This window comes from Sphingomonas lacusdianchii, assembly GCF_022664395.1.
Taxonomy (GTDB): domain Bacteria; phylum Pseudomonadota; class Alphaproteobacteria; order Sphingomonadales; family Sphingomonadaceae; genus Sphingomonas; species Sphingomonas lacusdianchii.
Genome location: NZ_JAKRET010000002.1, coordinates 165,451 through 182,940, shown reverse-complemented (window position 1 = coordinate 182,940; position 17,490 = coordinate 165,451). Strand labels below are relative to the sequence as shown.

General features: G+C 68.5%; 15 protein-coding genes. 8 read left to right on the top strand and 7 right to left on the bottom strand.

Features of this window, described 5'->3' with window-relative positions; translation table 11 throughout:
* Window positions 1–41 precede the first annotated feature (41 nt).
* Complete coding sequence (gene glnA, locus MF607_RS03520) at window positions 42–1,454, top strand: type I glutamate--ammonia ligase (protein ID WP_242116070.1); 1,413 nt, start codon at window positions 42–44, stop codon at window positions 1,452–1,454.
* Between the two features lie 456 nt (window positions 1,455–1,910).
* Window positions 1,911–2,864, top strand: a complete 954-nt coding sequence (locus tag MF607_RS03515; RefSeq protein ID WP_242116069.1) for a metallophosphoesterase — start codon at window positions 1,911–1,913, stop codon at window positions 2,862–2,864.
* A 246-nt stretch (window positions 2,865–3,110) separates the two neighbouring features.
* Here the strand turns inward: MF607_RS03515 and MF607_RS03510 are convergent, their stop codons facing one another.
* The 3 genes from MF607_RS03510 to MF607_RS03500 are packed head-to-tail and all read right to left on the bottom strand — an operon-like array spanning window position 3,111 to window position 9,451.
* Window positions 3,111–7,265 (bottom strand): translocation/assembly module TamB domain-containing protein, encoded by a 4,155-nt coding sequence (locus tag MF607_RS03510; RefSeq protein ID WP_242116068.1) that lies wholly within the window; start codon window positions 7,263–7,265, stop codon window positions 3,111–3,113.
* Window positions 7,262–9,181 (bottom strand): autotransporter assembly complex protein TamA, encoded by a 1,920-nt coding sequence (locus tag MF607_RS03505; protein ID WP_242116067.1) that lies wholly within the window; start codon window positions 9,179–9,181, stop codon window positions 7,262–7,264. The genes MF607_RS03510 and MF607_RS03505 overlap by 4 nt, the downstream gene beginning before the upstream one ends.
* Window positions 9,182–9,226: 45 nt before the next feature.
* A complete protein-coding gene (locus tag MF607_RS03500; RefSeq protein ID WP_242116066.1) occupies window positions 9,227–9,451 on the bottom strand; it encodes a hypothetical protein in 225 nt (74 codons plus the stop codon).
* A 168-nt stretch (window positions 9,452–9,619) separates the two neighbouring features.
* On the opposite strand from MF607_RS03500, the gene MF607_RS03495 reads away from it, so the two are divergent.
* Window positions 9,620–9,790, top strand: coding sequence for a hypothetical protein (locus MF607_RS03495; protein ID WP_242116065.1), 171 nt, complete (start codon window positions 9,620–9,622; stop codon window positions 9,788–9,790).
* Window positions 9,791–9,958: 168 nt separating this feature from the next.
* On the opposite strand, the gene MF607_RS03490 is transcribed toward MF607_RS03495, so the two are convergent.
* A complete protein-coding gene (locus MF607_RS03490) occupies window positions 9,959–10,573 on the bottom strand; it encodes a S24 family peptidase (RefSeq protein WP_242116064.1) in 615 nt (204 codons plus the stop codon).
* Between the two features lie 98 nt (window positions 10,574–10,671).
* Between MF607_RS03490 and MF607_RS03485 the strand changes: the two genes are divergently transcribed.
* The gene (locus MF607_RS03485) at window positions 10,672–10,857 is read left to right on the top strand and encodes a hypothetical protein (protein ID WP_056454395.1); all 186 of its coding nucleotides are present in this window, start codon (window positions 10,672–10,674) and stop codon (window positions 10,855–10,857) included.
* Window positions 10,854–11,153 carry a hypothetical protein gene (locus tag MF607_RS03480; RefSeq protein ID WP_242116063.1) on the top strand — a complete coding sequence of 100 codons (300 nt, stop codon included), beginning with the start codon at window positions 10,854–10,856 and terminating at the stop codon, window positions 11,151–11,153. The genes MF607_RS03485 and MF607_RS03480 overlap by 4 nt, the downstream gene beginning before the upstream one ends.
* Before the next feature lie 119 nt (window positions 11,154–11,272).
* On the opposite strand, the gene MF607_RS03475 is transcribed toward MF607_RS03480, so the two are convergent.
* The 3 genes from MF607_RS03475 to MF607_RS03465 are packed head-to-tail and all read right to left on the bottom strand — an operon-like array spanning window position 11,273 to window position 14,949.
* Window positions 11,273–12,283, bottom strand: coding sequence for a hypothetical protein (locus tag MF607_RS03475; protein ID WP_242116062.1), 1,011 nt, complete (start codon window positions 12,281–12,283; stop codon window positions 11,273–11,275).
* On the bottom strand, window positions 12,280–13,521 hold the full coding sequence (locus tag MF607_RS03470; RefSeq protein WP_242116061.1) for a TIGR04063 family PEP-CTERM/XrtA system glycosyltransferase: 1,242 nt from the start codon (window positions 13,519–13,521) through the stop codon (window positions 12,280–12,282). The genes MF607_RS03475 and MF607_RS03470 overlap by 4 nt, the downstream gene beginning before the upstream one ends.
* A gap of 51 nt (window positions 13,522–13,572) precedes the next feature.
* Window positions 13,573–14,949 (bottom strand): helix-turn-helix domain-containing protein, encoded by a 1,377-nt coding sequence (locus MF607_RS03465; RefSeq protein WP_242116060.1) that lies wholly within the window; start codon window positions 14,947–14,949, stop codon window positions 13,573–13,575.
* A 146-nt stretch (window positions 14,950–15,095) separates the two neighbouring features.
* Between MF607_RS03465 and aceA the strand changes: the two genes are divergently transcribed.
* From aceA to MF607_RS03450, 3 genes are all read left to right on the top strand, one after another.
* Window positions 15,096–16,376 carry an isocitrate lyase gene (gene aceA / locus MF607_RS03460; RefSeq protein WP_242116059.1) on the top strand — a complete coding sequence of 427 codons (1,281 nt, stop codon included), beginning with the start codon at window positions 15,096–15,098 and terminating at the stop codon, window positions 16,374–16,376.
* Window positions 16,377–16,399: 23 nt separating this feature from the next.
* The gene (locus MF607_RS03455; RefSeq protein WP_200909444.1) at window positions 16,400–16,549 is read left to right on the top strand and encodes a hypothetical protein; all 150 of its coding nucleotides are present in this window, start codon (window positions 16,400–16,402) and stop codon (window positions 16,547–16,549) included.
* Between the two features lie 126 nt (window positions 16,550–16,675).
* On the top strand, window positions 16,676–17,458 hold the full coding sequence (locus MF607_RS03450; RefSeq protein WP_242116058.1) for an SDR family oxidoreductase: 783 nt from the start codon (window positions 16,676–16,678) through the stop codon (window positions 17,456–17,458).
* Window positions 17,459–17,490 lie beyond the last annotated feature (32 nt).

The following is a 17,490-nucleotide window of genomic DNA, read 5'->3' as shown; positions in this document are numbered from 1 at the left end:
TGCGTCGGAATGCGGGGTTTAATCAGAAAGGGCAGTTTTCGATGGCTACTTCCGCCAGCACCATCCTGAAGCGCGTGAAGGACGAGGAGATCGAATGGATCGATCTTCGCTTCACCGATCCCAAGGGCAAGTGGCAGCACCTCACCATGGTCGCGTCGATCCTGGGCGAGGACGAGCTGACCGACGGCCTGATGTTCGACGGTTCGTCGATCGAGGGCTGGAAGGCGATCAACGAGTCCGACATGGTGCTCAAGCCTGATCTGGACGCGGTCTATACCGATCCGTTCTCGGCGACGCCGATGCTGGTCATCTTCTGTGACGTGGTCGAGCCGTCGACCGGCGAACTCTATGCCCGCGACCCGCGCTCGACCGCGAAGCGCGCCGAGGCGTATCTGAAGACCACCGGCATCGGCGACACCGTCTATGTCGGCCCGGAAGCCGAATTCTTCATGTTCGACGACGTCCGGTTCGAGAACAGCTATTCGACCAGCTATTACAAGATCGACGACATCGAACTGCCGGGCAATTCGGGTCGTGAGTACGAAGCCGGCAATATGGGCCACCGTCCCCGCGCCAAGGGCGGCTATTTCCCGGTCGCACCGGTCGACTCGGCCGTCGACATCCGTGGCGAGATGGTCAGCACCATGCTCGAAATGGGCCTGCCCTGCGACAAGCATCACCACGAAGTCGCCGCCGCGCAGCACGAACTGGGCCTGACCTTCGGCACGCTGACCACGACCGCCGATCGCATGCAGATCTACAAGTATGTCGTGCATCAGGTCGCCCATGCCTATGGCAAGACCGCGACGTTCATGCCGAAGCCGATCAAGGAAGATAACGGCTCGGGCATGCACACCCACTTCTCGATCTGGAACGGCGGGTCGCCGCTGTTCGCCGGCGACGGCTATGCCGGCCTGTCGGACATGTGCCTGTATTTCATCGGCGGCATCATCAAGCATGCGAAGTCGGTGAACGCCTTCACCAACCCGACGACCAACAGCTACAAGCGCCTGGTCCCGGGTTACGAAGCGCCGGTGCTGCTCGCCTATTCGGCGCGCAACCGTTCGGCATCGTGCCGCATCCCGTACGGCACGGGTCCCAAGTCGAAGCGCGTCGAAGTCCGCTTCCCCGACGCGATGGCCAATCCGTATCTCGCCTATGCGGCGCTGATGATGGCCGGCCTCGACGGCATCCAGAACAAGATCCATCCGGGCGAGGCGATGGACAAGAACCTGTACGACCTGCCGCCGGCAGAACTCGCGCAGGTCCCGACCGTGTGCGGTAGCTTGCGCGAAGCGCTCGACAGCCTCGAAGCCGATTACGACTATCTGCTGAAGGGCGACGTGTTCTCGAAGGACCAGATCGAAGCCTATATCGAGATCAAGCGCGGCGAAGTGGCTCGCTGGGAAATGACCCCGAGCCCGGTCGAATATGACATGTACTACAGCGCGTAAGGCTGTCGTGCCGACAGCCGGTGGCGCAAAGCGCCATACGCGCTGTCGGCCGGCCTCGCCTCAGGGCGAGGACCGACGACGTGGCTTGGCCACGTCGCGCAGAGATGAGAAAGGCGTCGGGAGCGATCCCGGCGCCTTTTTCCTTGCCCGTTGAGGCTTGACCGGGACCGACGGCTCGCGCGGTCGGGGTTCGGCGGCAACCGCTGAAGAATCACCTCACCCTTTCGCGGCTGGGCCGTTCCCACCCTCTCCCGCCGGGAGAAGGAAAAGACGCCAAAAGCGTCGAAGAGTGCGGGCGACCATGTTCGATCGAAAGTCCCCATCGGCGCGCGGCAGAGATCCGGCGGTTACGTTCAGGCGACACTGCCACCGACCGCAACCGCAGCGCCTGCCACAGAAACGTCACATCCCCGTGTCTTATCGCTTCCCACCAACCCGCCAGCAGGACCTGCCCGCATGACCATCCTTCTCGACCGCCGGACATTGTTGAGCGGGTTCGCCGTCGGGGCCGCCGGGCTGACCGTACCGCCCGCCGCCGCGGCGCGAGAGAAGCAGCCGAAAGGCGCGACCTTCGCCGTGCTCGGCGACTGGGGCCGCGACACGCCGGAACAGCATCATGTCGCGGCGGCGATGGGTCGGGCGGCGGCGGCGGCGCGGAGCGACTTCGTGCTGGCGATCGGCGACAATTTCTACAGCGACGGGGTGGCGTCGGTCGACGACCCGCTATGGCAGTCGGTGTTCGAGGGGGTCTATACTCACCCGGCGTTGCAGGTGCCGTGGTATGCCCTGCTCGGCAATCATGACTATCGCGGCAATCCGCAGGCGCAGCTCGACTATGCGACGCGCAGCAAGCGGTGGCGGATGCCGGCGCGCTATTATCAGGTCGCCGATGCGGCGCTGGTCCGCGCCGATGCCGATCTGTTCGCGATCGACACCTCGCCCTTCGTCGGGCGCTATCGCGACAATGACGGCCTGATCGGGAGCAATACCCGGTCGCAGGATACGAAGGCGCAGCTGGCGTGGCTCGACCATGCGCTGTCGCAGTCGCGGGCGAAATGGAAGCTGGTCACCGGCCACCATCCGATCCGCTCGGGCGGCAGCGGCCATGGCGATCAGCCGGAGATCATCGCGCAGGTGCTACCGATCCTGAATCGGCACGGTGTGCAGGCCTATATCGCCGGGCACGACCATGACCTGCAGCATATCCGCCGCGACGGGATCGACATGATCCAGTGCGGCGGGGGCATGGAGGCGCGGCCGGTATCGCCGGTCGAAGGCACGCGCTTCTGCCGCGCGGCGGCCGGATTCGGCATGGTGCAGGTGGCGGGCGACCTGTTGTCGTTCGACCTGCGCGACGAGGCGGGCAAGAGCCTGTACAGCGCGGCCGTGCCGGTGCGCGCGGTGGTTTGAGCGGGTCAAAGTTCACGAAGTTCACATTCGTGCACGGTTTGTGCGGTGTGTGGCTTTCCTGCGTAAGTAACTTTTCCCCCGTTTGCTTCGAGCAACGTCGAGAAGGCATTGATGGGCTGGACGTGTCAAAGAGCGCGGGCATTCTGACCGTCCGCCGGTTTGTAGGAAAGGGCGGTGGCGCGTTCTCGACGGACGCTTCTCGACAAGCTCGAAGCTGCTCGAACCGAACGGAGTGAGTCGAGGGGACTAGTAGTCCCGCGAAATGCGCACGTTGGTGCTCTGGCGGCCCAGCGTCGAAATCGACGCCAATAGCGACAGCCAGCGGGTCACCTGGAACTCGATGCGGGTGGCGGAATAGCCCTGCCCGTCGGTGACGATTTCGGCATAGAAACGCCGCGTCAGATATTTGCCGGCCGCGACCGACGTCCCCTGCCCCGTCTGCGGATCGGCGGGCAGGATGCGCAGGCGGTCGAGGCCGGCCGCACGGCGGACGGCATTGATCGGGTTGAGACCACCCTCGCCATTCTGGAGCGCGGCGACGGCGGCGGCGAGTTGCAACGCTTCGGGCGCCGACAGATTGGTGATCGAGGTGCCGAACAGCAGCCGCGACAGCAGTTCGTCCTCGGGCAGGGCCGGCACGCTCTGGAAACTGATTTCGGGGCGGGTCGCGGTGCCGGCGACGCGGATCGTCGCGTTCAACCCCTGCGTGTCGGCGGCGGCGACGATGTCGAGCGCGGGGTCGGCGGGGCTTTCGCCGTTGAAGCGCAACACGCCGCGATCGACACGGAATTCGCGGCCGGCAAATTCATAATCGCCGCGGACCAGATCGGCGCGGCCGTTGATGATCGGATTGGTCGGCTCGCCGGTGATGGCAAGGTCGGCGGACCATTCGCTGGTCAGGCCGAGGCCGGTGACGATCAGCCCGCCCGGGGCGCGGGCTTTCAGGTCGAGCTTCCACGGCACGACGGCGGCGGCGCTCTCGTCGTCGCCATCGGGGCGGTTGATCTCGCGGATATTGAGGCGCGGCAGCGGCGCGGTGGCGGTGGCGCGGCCGAGGCGATAGCGGCTGCCGTCCATCCGCACCTGTCCGGAGATGGTGCCGCCCGCGCCGTCGCTGCGGATCGCGATCGGGCCGGTGACGGTCGCGCCGATCGAATCGGTGTTGATGAGCCGCGCGCGATCGGCGTTGAGCGACAGGTCGATGCCGAAGCCGCGCACCGAGGCGAATTCGAATGCGCCGGTGCCGGTCACCCGCCCCTGCCGCCCGTCGCTGGCGGCGAAGCGATCGATCACCAGCCGCGATCCGTCGAAGCGGCCCTGCGCCTCGACGCCGGTCAGCACGGTGCCGGTGATCGCGCTTTCGATGCGCGCGCCGCTCGAGCGGACGACGCCACGGATGCGCGGGTCGGCAAGGCGCCCGGACACGTCGGCACCGACCGCGACCGGGCCGGACAGGTCGAACAATTCGATGCCGGTCAGCCGCCACAGCGTATCGGCGGGGCCGCCATAGCGAAGCTGGGCGATCAGCGGCGCGTTGGCGATGCGGGTGGCGAGGTCGCCCTGCCCCAGCGGCGCCAGCCGGGCCTGGGCGCGGCCGATCGTCTTGCCGCCGCTGGCCATCACCGCGCGCACCCCCGCGCGATTGGCGTCGAGCACGGCGGCGATGCCGACATCGATCGGGGTCGACGACAGCACCAGCCCGGACCGGCTGAGGCCCCGGATCATCATGTCGACCCGGCCGCTGGGCGTATCGCCGGTCAGCGCATAGGCGATCTTGCCCGATGCGGTGCCGCCCAGGCCAAGCCCCGGATAGCCGATATCGAGCACCGCCAGCGGCATGCGCGCGACGTCGAGGGTCAGTTCGCTGGCAGTCGCACCGAACGCACCGCCGACCGTGGCGGTGCCGCCGGCGAGGCTGAAGCGTGTCGGGGCGAGGCGCCAGCCTTCCCCTTCGCGGCGCAGGACCGCCGGGGTTTCGAGTTTGAGCGGGCGGCGGTCGAGCGTGCCCTCGGCGGAGATCGTATAGCTGTCGGTGGCGACCTGCGTCACGCTCTGGATCGAGAAGGCGCGGCCGCGCGATCCGGCGATGGCGGCGCGGACCTCGCCGACGCCGTCGACCAGCTTCGCGCTGCCGGCCAGCCGCGCGATCGACAATTGCCCTCGGCGAAAGCCCTGCGCGGTGAAGGTCGCGTCGAGGGTCGTGCCGCCCTCCGCCAGCACGATGCCCGCCTCTAGCCGGCCGCGCCGGACCATGCCGGCGGCGCCCAGCCGGGCGCGGGTCGCGTCGAGCGCGATATCGATGCGCTGGTCGCTGCCCTGCGGACGGAAGGCAATGGTGCCGGCGATGCCGCCGCCATCGACGTTCAACTGACCGAGGAAGCCGTCCTCGACGATATCGATCGCGCCGTTGGCGCGGGTGCCGCTGACCTCCAGTTCGTCGACGGCGATGCGCGCGGTGCCGCCGCTCGGCAACAGGATGCGGCCATTGGCGGTGAAGGGTCCCAGCCGCGATCCACCGGCGGCGCGATAGGCGAAACCCTCGGGCGTGGGATCGAGATGGGCGATGACGTCGGCCAGACCCAGCGTGGCGTTGGGCGATGCGAAACGCAGGTCGAGCGTCGGTTTGGAGATATTGCCGTCGAGGACCAGTTGCACCGGGCCATAGGTCGCCTGCCGCCCGCTGCCTTCGAAATGGAAGGTTCCGTCGCGGCGGCGATAGCCGTTGCCACTGAGGGTCAGGCCGGGCGAGGTCAGGCGCAGGCCGCGCAGGTACAGAATGCCGTCCCTGCCGCGCTCCAGCCCGGTTTCGATGCGCGGCAACCCTTGCGTCAGCGAACGGAAGAAGCCGTTGTCGAGCCGGCGAACCTGCGCCAGTCCGCGCCCGACGATGCGGGTACCGCCGCCGGGGATCGGCACCGCGGTCAGCCGGGTCTGGACATCGACCAGCCCGAGGCCGGGGATCAGATAGCGTTGCAGCGCGCCGCTGATCCCGACCTCGTAGCGGCCGGTGGTCAGGTCGAGCGTCAGCATGATCCGGCCGTTGAGCTTGTCCGAGCGGACGATCAGGTCGTTGCCGACCAGCGTGCGCGTGCCGACCGCGAGCTTGCCCGTGACCGACAGGTTGCGCAGGATGCCGCCCGCGACATCGCCTACCCCGGTAACCCGCGCCGCCGCCAGCCGGACCGGGACGATCACCGGTGCCTTCGAAAAGCGCCCCTGCCCTGCGGCCACGACTTGCTCGAAACCGGTCTGGTCGAAAGCGAGTCGGGCGGCGCGCAGGCGATAGTCAAAGCGCGCGGTCGCGAATTCGCCGTCGAGGATCGCGCGCAGTTCGATATCGCGGCCGGTCATGTTGGGGAACAGCGCGGTCGGGCGCAGCAGGCGCGCACGCAGGCGCAGGTCGCGGAACGCACTGGTGCCGAGATCAACAATGCCGTCGGCCTCCAGCGCCAGCGCCGGGCTGCGCAGCGCGAGGACGCCGTCGATCTGCCGGTTGGCGAAGGTCGCGCTGCCGGTGACGCGGACCTGCGGGGCGGTCAGGCGCTGCAGCTTGCCCTGCAACAGCGTCGAGGGGGCGAGCGTGCCGCCGAGCGTATAGCGGCCGGCGCGGACGCCGAGCGTCAGGTCGAGCAGGCGGGCGCGGCCGGCATCGGCGACCGCACGCCCGTCCCATGCCGCCCAACGGCCGTCGCCCGATACCTCTACCGACAGGGGCCGGCGGATGCCGCTGGCGGTCGCGAGCAGGCCGTCGGCGACGCCGCGCGCGCGCAGGTCGACATCGAACCGGTCGCGATCGGGTTCGGCATCGAGGCGGAGGCGCAGTCGGTCGCTATTGGCGATGTCGAGCGCGAGGTCGACCAGCGCGCGACCCGAGCGGATATCGGCCTGTCCGGCGAGGCGGCCGACCCGGGCGGTGCCGGTCACCGCCTTGGCCAGTTCGAGCCGCTCGACGCTCAGCCGGCCGATACGGATGTCGAAGCTCGGCAGGATCGGGCTCTTGCGTCCGGTCGGGTTGGGCTGCGGGAGCTTGGCGAGGATCGCGCGGGGGATGGTCAGGCTGGTGATCGCCAGCCGGTTCGACCAAAATTCCCAGGGCCGCCAGTCGAGATCGGCGACCGGCGCGCGCAGTACCAGCCCCTTGGGATCATAGATGCGCACGTCGATCAGCCGCGCCTTGCGATAGATCGAACCATCGATACGCCCGATGCGATAGCGCATGCCGTTGGCGGGTTTGAGCGTCGCGATCTTGTTGGCGATCAACCGGTGGCCGGGGCCGGTATCGATCACGACCAGCAGCCCGGCGATGGCGATGACGATCGCCGCCACCAGCTGCACGAAACGGCGGCCCCAGCCGATGCGGCGCTTCGGCCCGGGCGCGGTGTCGGCGGGCGCTTCGGTCAAAAGGCCTGCCCCAGCGAGACATAGACCGCGACGCGCGGGTCGCCGCGCTGCGGATTGATCGGGGTGCCGACATCGACGCGGATCGGGCCGAAATTGCTGTAATAGCGCACGCCGATGCCGGTGCCGAAACGCATGCCGGTGAAGCGCGGCAGCGTCGAGGTGTAGATATTGCCCGCGTCGAGGAACGGCACGACCCCGAAATTGCCGAAGGCGCGAACGCGCGCCTCCAGCGAGAATTCGGCGAGGCTGCGGCCGCCGATCGGATCGTTGTTGGGGTCACGCGGACCGATATCCTGAAAGCCATAGCCGCGCACCGACGCGCCGCCCCCGGCATAGAAACGCCGCGAGGGTGCCACCGCATCGCGCGGGGCACCGAGGATCGAACCGATGCGGGTACGGCCGGCCAGCACGACGCGGCCGGTGACCGGGCGATAGATGCTGGCGTCGATCTGGGCACGGGTATAGCCGAACACCTGCCCCTGCAGCGACAATTCGGGGCTGATCCGCCCGCCCAGCCGGAAACCCTTTGTCGGATTCAGCAGGTCGTCCGAGCCGTCATAATTCAGACTGCTGGGGAGCGCACCGATGAAATAGGTGCGGCGGCGCGGTTCGCCGGTGGCGGCGATGACGTCGCGTTCGTCGGTCGCGACCAGTTCGCCGCCGAGCGACCAGGTCCAGGTCTTCTGAAAGAAGATATTCGTCTGCCGCTCCAGCCCGGCCGAGAGCGAGACGGTGTTCGCTTCGAAGGCGTTGCGGACCAGGTGGGTCGCGGCGACCTGCGCCGTCAGCACCCGGTCGCGGCCATGGAAATTGTTGCGGCGGAACGTCACCGCCGCGACCTGTTCGAGCGTGCCGAGCACGCCGCGCAGCGTCAGCGCCCCTTCGGGCGGGAACAGGTTGCGATGCGTCCAGCTCGCCTCGACCCGCGCGCCTTCGCCGGTACCATAGCCGATTTCGCCGGCGATGGTGCGCGGCGGGGCGGGTTCCATGGCAAGGTTCAGGTCGACGGTGCCGGGCGTCGTCCCCTCGACCGGGGTCAGGCGGACCTGCGACACGAGGCTGGTCTGAACGATGGCACGGCGCAGATCGTCGACCAGCGTCGAATCATAGGTTTCGCCGGGCTTGAACCGCGCAATGTCCTGCGCATGGTCGCCGTCGAAGATGCGGTTGGGCGCGGTGACGATCCGGCCGAAGCGGCGCTCGCCGCCGGGCGCGACCGCAATGTCGAGCGTCGCGGTGCGAGTGGCGTGGTCGACGGTGATCTCCGGCTCGCCGACCTTGGCAAAGGGAAAGCCTTCGCGGCCGATCGTTTGCGTCAGCCGGTCCTGCGCGGCAACGACGCTGTCGCCCTGTACCGGGGTTTCGGGTTTGATCGGGAAGGCGTCGCGCAGTTCCGGTGCCTTGTCACCCGCGGCGGCGATGCCCGGCGTGCGGACCTGCGCGAAGCGGTAGAGCTGGCCGGGTTCGACCTCGAGATAGACGATCAGCCTGTCGCCTTCCGGGCGGACGCTGGTCGAGATACGCGCGTCGAAATAGCCTTCGTTGCGAAGCAGTTCGTCGAGGAGGCGGGCGTCCTCGCGCGCGCGGCGATCGATCTGCGCGGCGTTGGCGGGGTCGCCCTCATTGGCGCGGAGCGTCGAGAGTTCGTTGAACCGCTGACGAAACAGGTCGGTATTGATGCCGTCGATGCCGGTGATGCGGTAATTATAGCGGAATTCGCCGCCGGCACGCTGCGGACCGGCGGTCGCGTCGGGATCGGCGGGCGCGGTCGACAGGTCGGGCCACGCCACGCCGATATCGGGCAGGTCGGTCATCGGCGCATCGGGATCGAGCGGCGTTTCCTGCGCGAACGCCGCCGGGCCCGCGAAAGCGAGCCATCCGGCGCTCAACAGCACGGCAAGCCGGCAGCTCGACATGAGAAGCTCCTAGCGGAGCAGCACCACCCCCGCCAAGGGCCAAGCTTAGTGAATCGTGCCCCAAACGCCCGGACGTGCAAGCAGATTGACGAGGCGCGCGACCTGTCGCCAGCGGCAGAACTGGATGACATTATCGTTGTCGCGGGCATCGGCGGCCCGCGCAACGGCTTCGTCGGCGGCGCGCGTGCCGAAATCGGAGATCAGCTCATGCGCCGTCGCCAGATCGGATGCATCGGAAATATAGGGCGGAAGGGCGATCGAATCGAGCATGGCCGCGCTTGTATCACGGTTCGTGCCGGAACCGTACCGACCGCGTCAGCCGCGGGAGACGATGTTTACCGCCGTCACCGCCATCCCGTTTCGGGACGGCGAGGCGTGCCGGAGCGGCACGGACGGCACGCGGTGGCGCGGGCGCGGCGCGTGTGGCAAAGGTCGGCAATGAATAGACCTTCGCAAAGCCCCAAGGCCGGCGGGATGCCGATCGCGCTCGGCACGCTAGGCGGTGCCATCATCGGCGCGGTGTTCGGTGAGGCGACGATCGGGTTTCTGGTCGGGCTGGCGCTGGGTATCGGAATTGCCGTGATAATCTGGCAGCGCGACCGCCGCTGAAAGTTGGCGAAGGTGACACGATGTCAGGGTCGTGCGGCGGGCAGACCGGTTCGTTTATAAGGACTTGAGCGTTACTTTCGACGGATAAGGTGACACCGGGCGGCTTGGCGGTTTCGGACATGGCAGGGAACCCGGCGACCTTCGCAAATGCCGGACCTGTAGGAAATGCTATAGCGAGCGCGACAGCCACACGACGCGGCCGATGATGTCGGGCCGGCCGGTCACCGCAATCGGCGGATAGGCCGGATTGTCGCTGAGCAGTTCGACGCCGTCGCGAGTGCGGGCCAGACGCTTGACCAGCAGCACGCCGTCATGGCGCACGACATGGATGGCGCCCGACACGCCGCGCCGGTCGCCGCGATCGACGAGGATCGCGTCGCCATCGGACAGTGTCGGCTGCATCGAATCGCCCGCGACGGTAATCATCGACACGTTTTCGGCGCGGACCCGCAATTGCCGCAGCAGCGCGGCATCGATGCGTAGCGCGCCGTCGCCCAGATCATCCTCGACGAGTCCGCCCGGCCCGGCGGAGGCGGCGGCATCGATCCGGGGAATCGCGATCAGCGGGTTTTCGGGCGGGCCGCCCAGCACCGATTCGGCGACGCCCAGATAGCGCGCGAGCGTCGCCCGATCGGCCTCCGCCAGCTTCCGCGGTGAACCACGTTCGATAAATTGCTGAAGATACGCGGGGTTACGCCCCAGCACGCGGGACAGCTCCGCGAGGCTGACGCCCCGTTCCCCGGCGAGGCGCGCGATCGCGGCACGGATGTCGTTCGATTCCATAGCCAATTCCTAGCCGTAGGATTTTTCCTAGACAAGTTGGATTTCAAGGAACAGATCATGAACACATATCGAGTCGAAGGGGCAGACGGGAGGTATGAATGCATACGATTTTGCAACGGATCAGCCAGCATCTGCAGGCTACGGGCACGCCGGAAACGCTGTTCGGGCGGCGGGCGGCGGGCGATCCGCGACTGGTCGGCGACCTGCGCAACGGGCGGCAGCCACGCCCGCCGCTGATCGCGAAGATCGAAGCCTATATCGACGCGCAGGAGCGTCGGCATTGAGCCGGGGTCCCGATGCGGCGACGCTGCTCGAACGGCGGTTGCGGATCGCGGCCGAGGCGGCGGGGGTCGTGGTCACGGTCGGCGAGGCGGACTGGACCCGCTGGGCCAGCGCGACCTTTGTCGGGGCGCGGCATCGGCTGACGCTGAGCGGAACGGGCGTGGCGTTCGATGCCTGGGTGGTCGGGTTGGCCGAGGCGAACCTGCCGCTACGCGGGCATCTGGTCGCGGATGTCGCGGTGGTGGCGCGGACGGGGGATGCGGTGGTGGTGGAGGTGCTGACCGTCGAGGAGCGGTGAGCGCTCGCTTGAGCGAGCGCGCGAGCCGTTGGCTCGCTCACCCCTCTCCCAAGCTGCGCTAGCCAGCAGGCTGGCAAGCTTCGGTATCCCTCTCCCCTGTCCGGGGAGAGGGTATTGGGTTACTCGCCGCCGGCCATGCGGCGCAGGGCGCCCAGCGCGGAGGCGAGGCCGGTGGATTGGGCCTTCGCGGCTTCGTGGCGTTCGATTTCGGCGGTCCGGCGACGTTGCAGCCCTTCGTCGAGGCGGTCGAGCAGCGCGTCGAGGCTGGGCAAGGGTGCCGGTTCGATCGCCGGTTCGGCGGGCGCGATATCGGGTTGGGCCGCTGGTGCTTCCGCGACCGGCGATTCGGCGGCGGGCGACGGAGTGACGTCCACCCATTCGGGTTCGACGGGCACTTCGGTCACAAACGGCGCAACCTCGCCCGGCTCGGACGTAGCGACAGGTTCCAGCACCACCGGCGGCTCCGGCGCGAACAGCGGCGCGGCATCTTCCTGCGTCGGCGCTTCGGCGGGCAGCGCTTCGGCGAGCGGCTCTTCGGTATGCGGCGGTTCGACGGGCGTCGGCGGCACGGGCGCCTCCTGTTCGGGGGGCGCAAAGAAGGCGTCGGGTGCGACGGTCGGTTCGTCGACAGGCGCGGGCGTCGGGCGGAAGAGCGGCCGCACCGCCTGTGCCGGGGCGGCGGGAACCGGGGGCACGGCGGCAGGGTCGAAGATCGCCATCGGCACGTTCAGGTCGCGCGGCAGGTCCATTTCGGTCTCGACCGGATCGAGCGGGTCGAGGAACGGCTTGCCGAGGTCGCGCGCGGCACGGACCGGCGGGCGTGGCGGGGCGTCAGGATGGGCGTCGGCACGGCGGACACTGGGTTCGGCACCGGCGGCGCGGCGGCGGCGCTTGGCGGGCAGCAGCAGCCATAGCCCGATCCACAGCGGCCCGGCGATCAGCGTCGCGGCGGCGAGCATCAGCGTGACGCGCGCGGTCATGCCCAGCGGCGGCGCGGCGGCGGGGAGCAGCGCCGGCAGGCCGCTGGCCTCGACCGCAGCCTCGATCCGCCACACCGGCAGCAGCGCGATGACGAGCGCCACCGTCAGCGCGGTGAAGATCGCGACGATCGGGACCTGCGAGCGCTTCATGCGTCGACCAACGGCCCGGCGGGCGCAGTGGTTGCAGGTGCGTTACGACCGATCAGCCGCTGATAGAGCGGTTGATAGCGCGCGACGTTTGCCGCCCAGTTGCGTTCCGATTCGACGAAGGCGCGTGCGCGGTCGCGCATCGCTTCCCACCCCGACCGGTCGGCGAGCAAGGCTGCGACGCTGGTCGCCAGCGCGGCGGGATCGTCGGGGGCGAACAGCGTGCCGGTGTCGCCGTCGCGGATCAGCTCCCGGTGACCGCCGACGTCCGACGCGACGACCAGCCGGCGCTGCGCCATCGCCTCGAGCGGTTTGAGCGGGGTGACAAGATCGGTCAGGCGCATCGCCTTACGGGGATATACGAGTAGATCGACGAGTCCATAGTAGCGTTCGACTTCGTGATGCGGCACGCGGCCGATGAAGCGGATCGCACGGGCCGCGCTGGACGCCTCGGCCTGGGCGCGCAGCTCCGATTCCATCGGGCCGCCGCCGACCAGCAGCAGGCGAACGTTCGGCCGCGCGGCGACCAGCGCGGGCATCGCCGCGATCAGCGTGTCGAGCCCCTCATAGTCATAGAAGCTGCCGAGATAGCCGAGCACTTCCCGGCCCGTCAGATCGAGTTCGGCGGCGAGCGCCGCGTCGGGCGCGGGCGGATCGCCGAACAGCGTCAGGTCGACGCCGTTGGGCGAGACCATGATCTTGGCGGGATCGATGCCGCGCGCGATCAAGTCGCGGCGCAAGCCCTCACAGATGACGGCGACGCCATCGGTGCGACGCACCGCCCAGCTTTCGAGCGCGCGAGTCGCGCGGTAGCGGAGCGAGCCTTCGGTGCCGGTGCCGTTGCCGACGGCGGCGTCCTCCCAAAAGGCGCGGATCTCATAGACCAACGGCAAGGCGCGCTTGCGGGCGACCTTCAGTGCGGCGATCGCATCGAGCACCGGCGAATGGGCGTGGAGGATATCGGGGCGGAATTGCGCGACCACGTCGTCGATGCGCGCGGCGAAAGCGCGGATTTCGGCGAGTTCGCCCAGGGGTGCGGGCAGGCTGCGCGGCGGCACGGTGCGATGGAAGTCGATGCCGTCGATCGTCTCGCCTGCGATGTGGCTCGTCCCCTGCCGCGCGCCGGTGACCGCCGCGACGCTCCAGCCGCGCGCCATCTGCGCAGTCAGGATCGCGCGGGTGCGGAAGCTGTACCCACTGTGCAGCGGCAGACCATGATCGAGGATATGGAGGACTCGCATGGCCTGTTCCTGCCAGAACTTGGTTAACGGAGATGTAAAGCCACGATAATCCTAATCCCCGGCAAAGGCGAAGGGGGTCAGGCCGCCGTCGCGATCGTCGAGGCGCATGGCGCGGCCGGCGGGCGGGGCGGAGCGTTGCGGACAGTCGCCCCGCGTGCAGGCGCGGCACCCCGCCCCGACCGGCGCGCCGCGCGCGGTGAGGTCGAGGCCACGCGCGGCGGCGAGGCCGGCGGCCTGTTCGGCGGCGATGCCGAGCATGACGACGAAGCGCGCCCGGACTTCGCCGGCAAGGGCGCCGGGCGGGGTGACGGTCCGGGCGATGGTCAGCCAGCGGCCGCCGGCTTCGGGTTCGACCAGTTGCACGATCGCCTCGCCGCTGCGGGCGAAGGCGTCGAACGCACCGAGCAGCGGACAGGGCGCGCCCTCGACCAGCGGCGACTGGCTGGCACCGGCGAAGCGTTTCGAGATCTGGCCGGCGCGGTCGATGCGCAGCAGGCAGAAGGACAGGCCGCGCGCGCCGACGCGGTGGAGCGTGGTCAGGCGGTGGGCGACATGTTCGAACCCCGCGCCGAAGCGGCGGCCGAGTAGTGCGATGTCATAGCCGGTCGCCTCGCACGCACGCAGGAAGCGGGCATAGGGCATCATGACGGCGGCGGCGAAATAGCCGTGGAGATGGCGGCGCAACCAGAGTTCGGCGGTACGATCGGTCAGGCCGGCACCGCGCACCACCGCATCGACTTCGGCGCGCGCCTCGGCATGACCCAGCGCGCGGGCGAGCGCGAAGCTGCGCGAGGCGGGGTCGAGGCGTTCGGACAATTGCAACTGGCGCGCATGCAGATCGGTGCGGTGAAGGCGGTCGGGCATCGCTTCGACCGGCAGCAGGCGGACCGAGAGGTGATGACGGACGCGCAGGCGATCGGCCATCGCCGCCGCCGGGTCACCGCCGCTCTGGCGAAGGTCGTCGGCGAGTGCCTCGGCCTGCGCGTCGAGATCGGGGAAATGGTTGCGCCAGCGCTCGATCGCGGCGCGGGCCTCGATCGCGGGGTCGGCGGCGATCGTCTCCCCTGCCCCGCTGCCCAGCCGGTCGAAGGCGCGGGCAAAGGCCTCGGCACCGCCCGGCGCGCTGGCCAGCCACTCGGCAACGTCGCCACGATCGAGCGCGAGGTCGGCGAACATCGGGTCGGCCAGCCGCCGCCGCAGCGCATCGGCGCCGCCGGCCGGTTCGCTCGCCGCCAGCGTACGCGCGTCGAACCCGAAGCGTTCGGCGAGCGCCACCAGCAACGTCGCGGTCAACGGACGCTGATTGCGCTCGATCAGGTTGAGATAGCTGGGCGAGACACCGAGCAGTTCGGCCATCGCCGCTTGCGTCAGCGCCTGTCCGCGGCGGAGGCGGCGGACGGCGTGACCGGCGAAGAGCTTGGTTTCCATGGCTGCTTCCTGTCATGAATTTACAGCTTTACGAAGGAAAGCCCGCGTGGCGCGACATTGCAACTGTAATTCTCGCACATGCCCTCTGCGCAGGTCGCGCCCACCGCGGCATATCGGTGTCAACGACAACCGATACTGTGAAGGACATGACAATGGATATCGCCGATCTGGTCCCCGCCCCGCCCGGCCGCTTCGACGGGATCACCCGCCCCTACACCGCCGCCGATGTCGCGAAGCTGCGCGGGTCGGTCGCGGTCGAGCATACGCTGGCACGGCGCGGCGCGAACCGGCTGTGGGAATTGCTGCACAGCGAGGACTATGTCCATGCGCTGGGCGCGCTGTCGGGCAATCAGGCGATGCAGATGGTGCGCGCCGGGCTGAAGGCGATCTATCTGTCGGGCTGGCAGGTGGCGGCCGACGCCAACACCGCCGGGCAGATGTATCCCGACCAGTCGCTCTATCCGTCGAACGCCGGGCCGGAACTGGCGAAGCGGATCAACGCGACGCTGGGCCGCGCCGACCAGATCGAGCATATGGAGGGCGGCGCGACCCGCGACTGGTATGCGCCGATCGTCGCCGATGCCGAGGCCGGGTTCGGCGGGCCGCTCAACTGTTTCGAGATCATGAAGGCCTATATCGCCGCCGGGGTGGCGGGCGTGCATTATGAGGACCAGCTGGCGTCGGAGAAGAAATGCGGGCATCTGGGCGGGAAGGTGCTCATTCCGACCCAGGCGCATATCCGCAACCTCGACGCGGCGCGGCTGGCGGCGGATGTGCCGGGGGTGCCGACGATCCTCTGCGCCCGGACCGATGCCGAGAGCGCGCGGCTGATTACTTCGGATATCGACGAGCGCGACCATCCGTTCCTGACGGGCGAGCGGACGCCGGAGGGCTTTTTCCGGCTGAAGGACGGGACCGGGGTCGATCATTGCATCGCACGCGGCCTCGCCTTTGCCGAACATGCCGATCTGTTGTGGTGGGAGACGAGCAAGCCGAACCTCGACGATGCGCGGCGCTTTGCCGAGGCGATCAAGGCGAAATACCCGAACAAGCTCCTCGCCTATAATTGTTCGCCGTCGTTCAACTGGGAGAAGAATCTCGACCGCGACGACATCGCCCGCTTCCAGCGCGAGATCGGGGCGATGGGCTACAAGTTCCAGTTCGTGACGCTGGCCGGCTTCCACCAACTGAATTACGGCATGTTCGAACTGGCGCGCGGATATCGTGACCGGGGCATGGCGGCCTATAGCGAGTTACAACAGGCCGAATTCGCCGCCGAGGCCGATGGCTATACCGGGACCCGCCATCAGCGCGAGGTGGGCACCGGCTATTTCGACCGCGTCGCGACGACGCTGGCCGGGGGCAGCAGCTCGACCACCGCACTCAAGGAATCCACCGAAACGGCCCAGTTCGACAAGGCCGCCTGAACCAGAACGAGAGGAGAAGTAGGATGCCCGAACCGACCCGCAGCCGCGCCGTTTTCTCGACCGAGGATTTCCGGTTGCTCAAGGAAGCGCTGGCGACGCATATCCAGACCATCGCCGATCAGCCGCAATCGAGCAAGTTCGCCCATCTCTACCACCGGCTGGGCCGGATCTGATCCACGCTCCCTAAGCGCGGACGGGCGCGTCGCCGGTTGACGGCGCGCCCGATTGCGTGATCGGGTATCGGCTGTCATCCTGACGAACCGGACGATTCGAAGATCCGGTTTGTTGCAGGAGAGTTTATGGACACCGCCAGCCTGTTCCGCCTCGACGGACGCGTCGCGCTCATCACCGGCGGATCGCGCGGCATTGGGCGGATGATCGCGGCGGGGTTCGTGGCGCAGGGCGCGAAGGTGTTCGTGTCGGCGCGCAAGGCCGACCAGTGCATCGCGACGGCGGAAGAGATCGGCGCGACGGCGCTGCCGCAGAACGTGTCAAGCATCGAGGGGTGCCGCGCGCTGGCCGATCGCCTGTCGGCGCAGACCGACCGGCTCGACATCCTCGTCAACAATGCCGGCGCGGCATGGGGCGAGGCGTTCGAGACGTTCCCCGAAGCGGGGTGGGACAAGGTCATGGACCTGAACGTCAAATCGCCCTTCTTCCTGACGCAGGCGCTGCACCCGATGCTCAAGGCGGCGGCATCGCGCGCGCGGCCGGCCAAGGTCATCAATATCACCTCGATCGACGGACAGCGGGTCAATCCGTGGGAGACGTACAGCTATCAGGCGTCGAAGGCGGCGCTGATCCACCTGACCCGGCGGATGGCAGCGCGGCTGGTTGCGGACGCGATCCACGTCACCTCGATCGCGCCGGGGGCGTTCGCCAGCGACATGAACAAGGCGGCACGCGACCATGGCGACGGCGTGGCGAAGCGCATCCCGGCCGGACGGATCGGGGTGGACGAGGATATGGCGGCGGCGGCGATCTACCTCGCCTCGCGCGGCGGGGACTATGTGGTGGGAGAGACGATTACGGTCGATGGCGGACTGGTCAACGCGTCGCTCGGCGGATCGATCGACGGATAGGAGTGGTGTCGGAGCGATCGGATTCGCCCATG

Excerpts from the sequence above, each read along its gene's own strand:
- MF607_RS03475 (WP_242116062.1), bottom strand. The coding sequence starts at position 12,283 with ATGAAGCGCTCGCAGGTCCCGATCGTCGCGATCTTCACCGCGCTGACG.
- MF607_RS03455 (WP_200909444.1), top strand. The coding sequence starts at position 16,400 with ATGCCCGAACCGACCCGCAGCCGCGCCGTTTTCTCGACCGAGGATTTC.
- MF607_RS03505 (WP_242116067.1), bottom strand. The coding sequence starts at position 9,181 with ATGTCGAGCTGCCGGCTTGCCGTGCTGTTGAGCGCCGGATGGCTCGCT.
- MF607_RS03470 (WP_242116061.1), bottom strand. The coding sequence starts at position 13,521 with ATGCGAGTCCTCCATATCCTCGATCATGGTCTGCCGCTGCACAGTGGG.
- MF607_RS03490 (WP_242116064.1), bottom strand. The coding sequence starts at position 10,573 with ATGGAATCGAACGACATCCGTGCCGCGATCGCGCGCCTCGCCGGGGAA.
- MF607_RS03495 (WP_242116065.1), top strand. The coding sequence starts at position 9,620 with ATGAATAGACCTTCGCAAAGCCCCAAGGCCGGCGGGATGCCGATCGCG.
- glnA (WP_242116070.1), top strand. The coding sequence starts at position 42 with ATGGCTACTTCCGCCAGCACCATCCTGAAGCGCGTGAAGGACGAGGAG.
- MF607_RS03450 (WP_242116058.1), top strand. The coding sequence starts at position 16,676 with ATGGACACCGCCAGCCTGTTCCGCCTCGACGGACGCGTCGCGCTCATC.
- MF607_RS03515 (WP_242116069.1), top strand. The coding sequence starts at position 1,911 with ATGACCATCCTTCTCGACCGCCGGACATTGTTGAGCGGGTTCGCCGTC.
- MF607_RS03485 (WP_056454395.1), top strand. The coding sequence starts at position 10,672 with ATGCATACGATTTTGCAACGGATCAGCCAGCATCTGCAGGCTACGGGC.
- aceA (WP_242116059.1), top strand. The coding sequence starts at position 15,096 with ATGACAATGGATATCGCCGATCTGGTCCCCGCCCCGCCCGGCCGCTTC.
- MF607_RS03465 (WP_242116060.1), bottom strand. The coding sequence starts at position 14,949 with ATGGAAACCAAGCTCTTCGCCGGTCACGCCGTCCGCCGCCTCCGCCGC.
- MF607_RS03500 (WP_242116066.1), bottom strand. The coding sequence starts at position 9,451 with ATGCTCGATTCGATCGCCCTTCCGCCCTATATTTCCGATGCATCCGAT.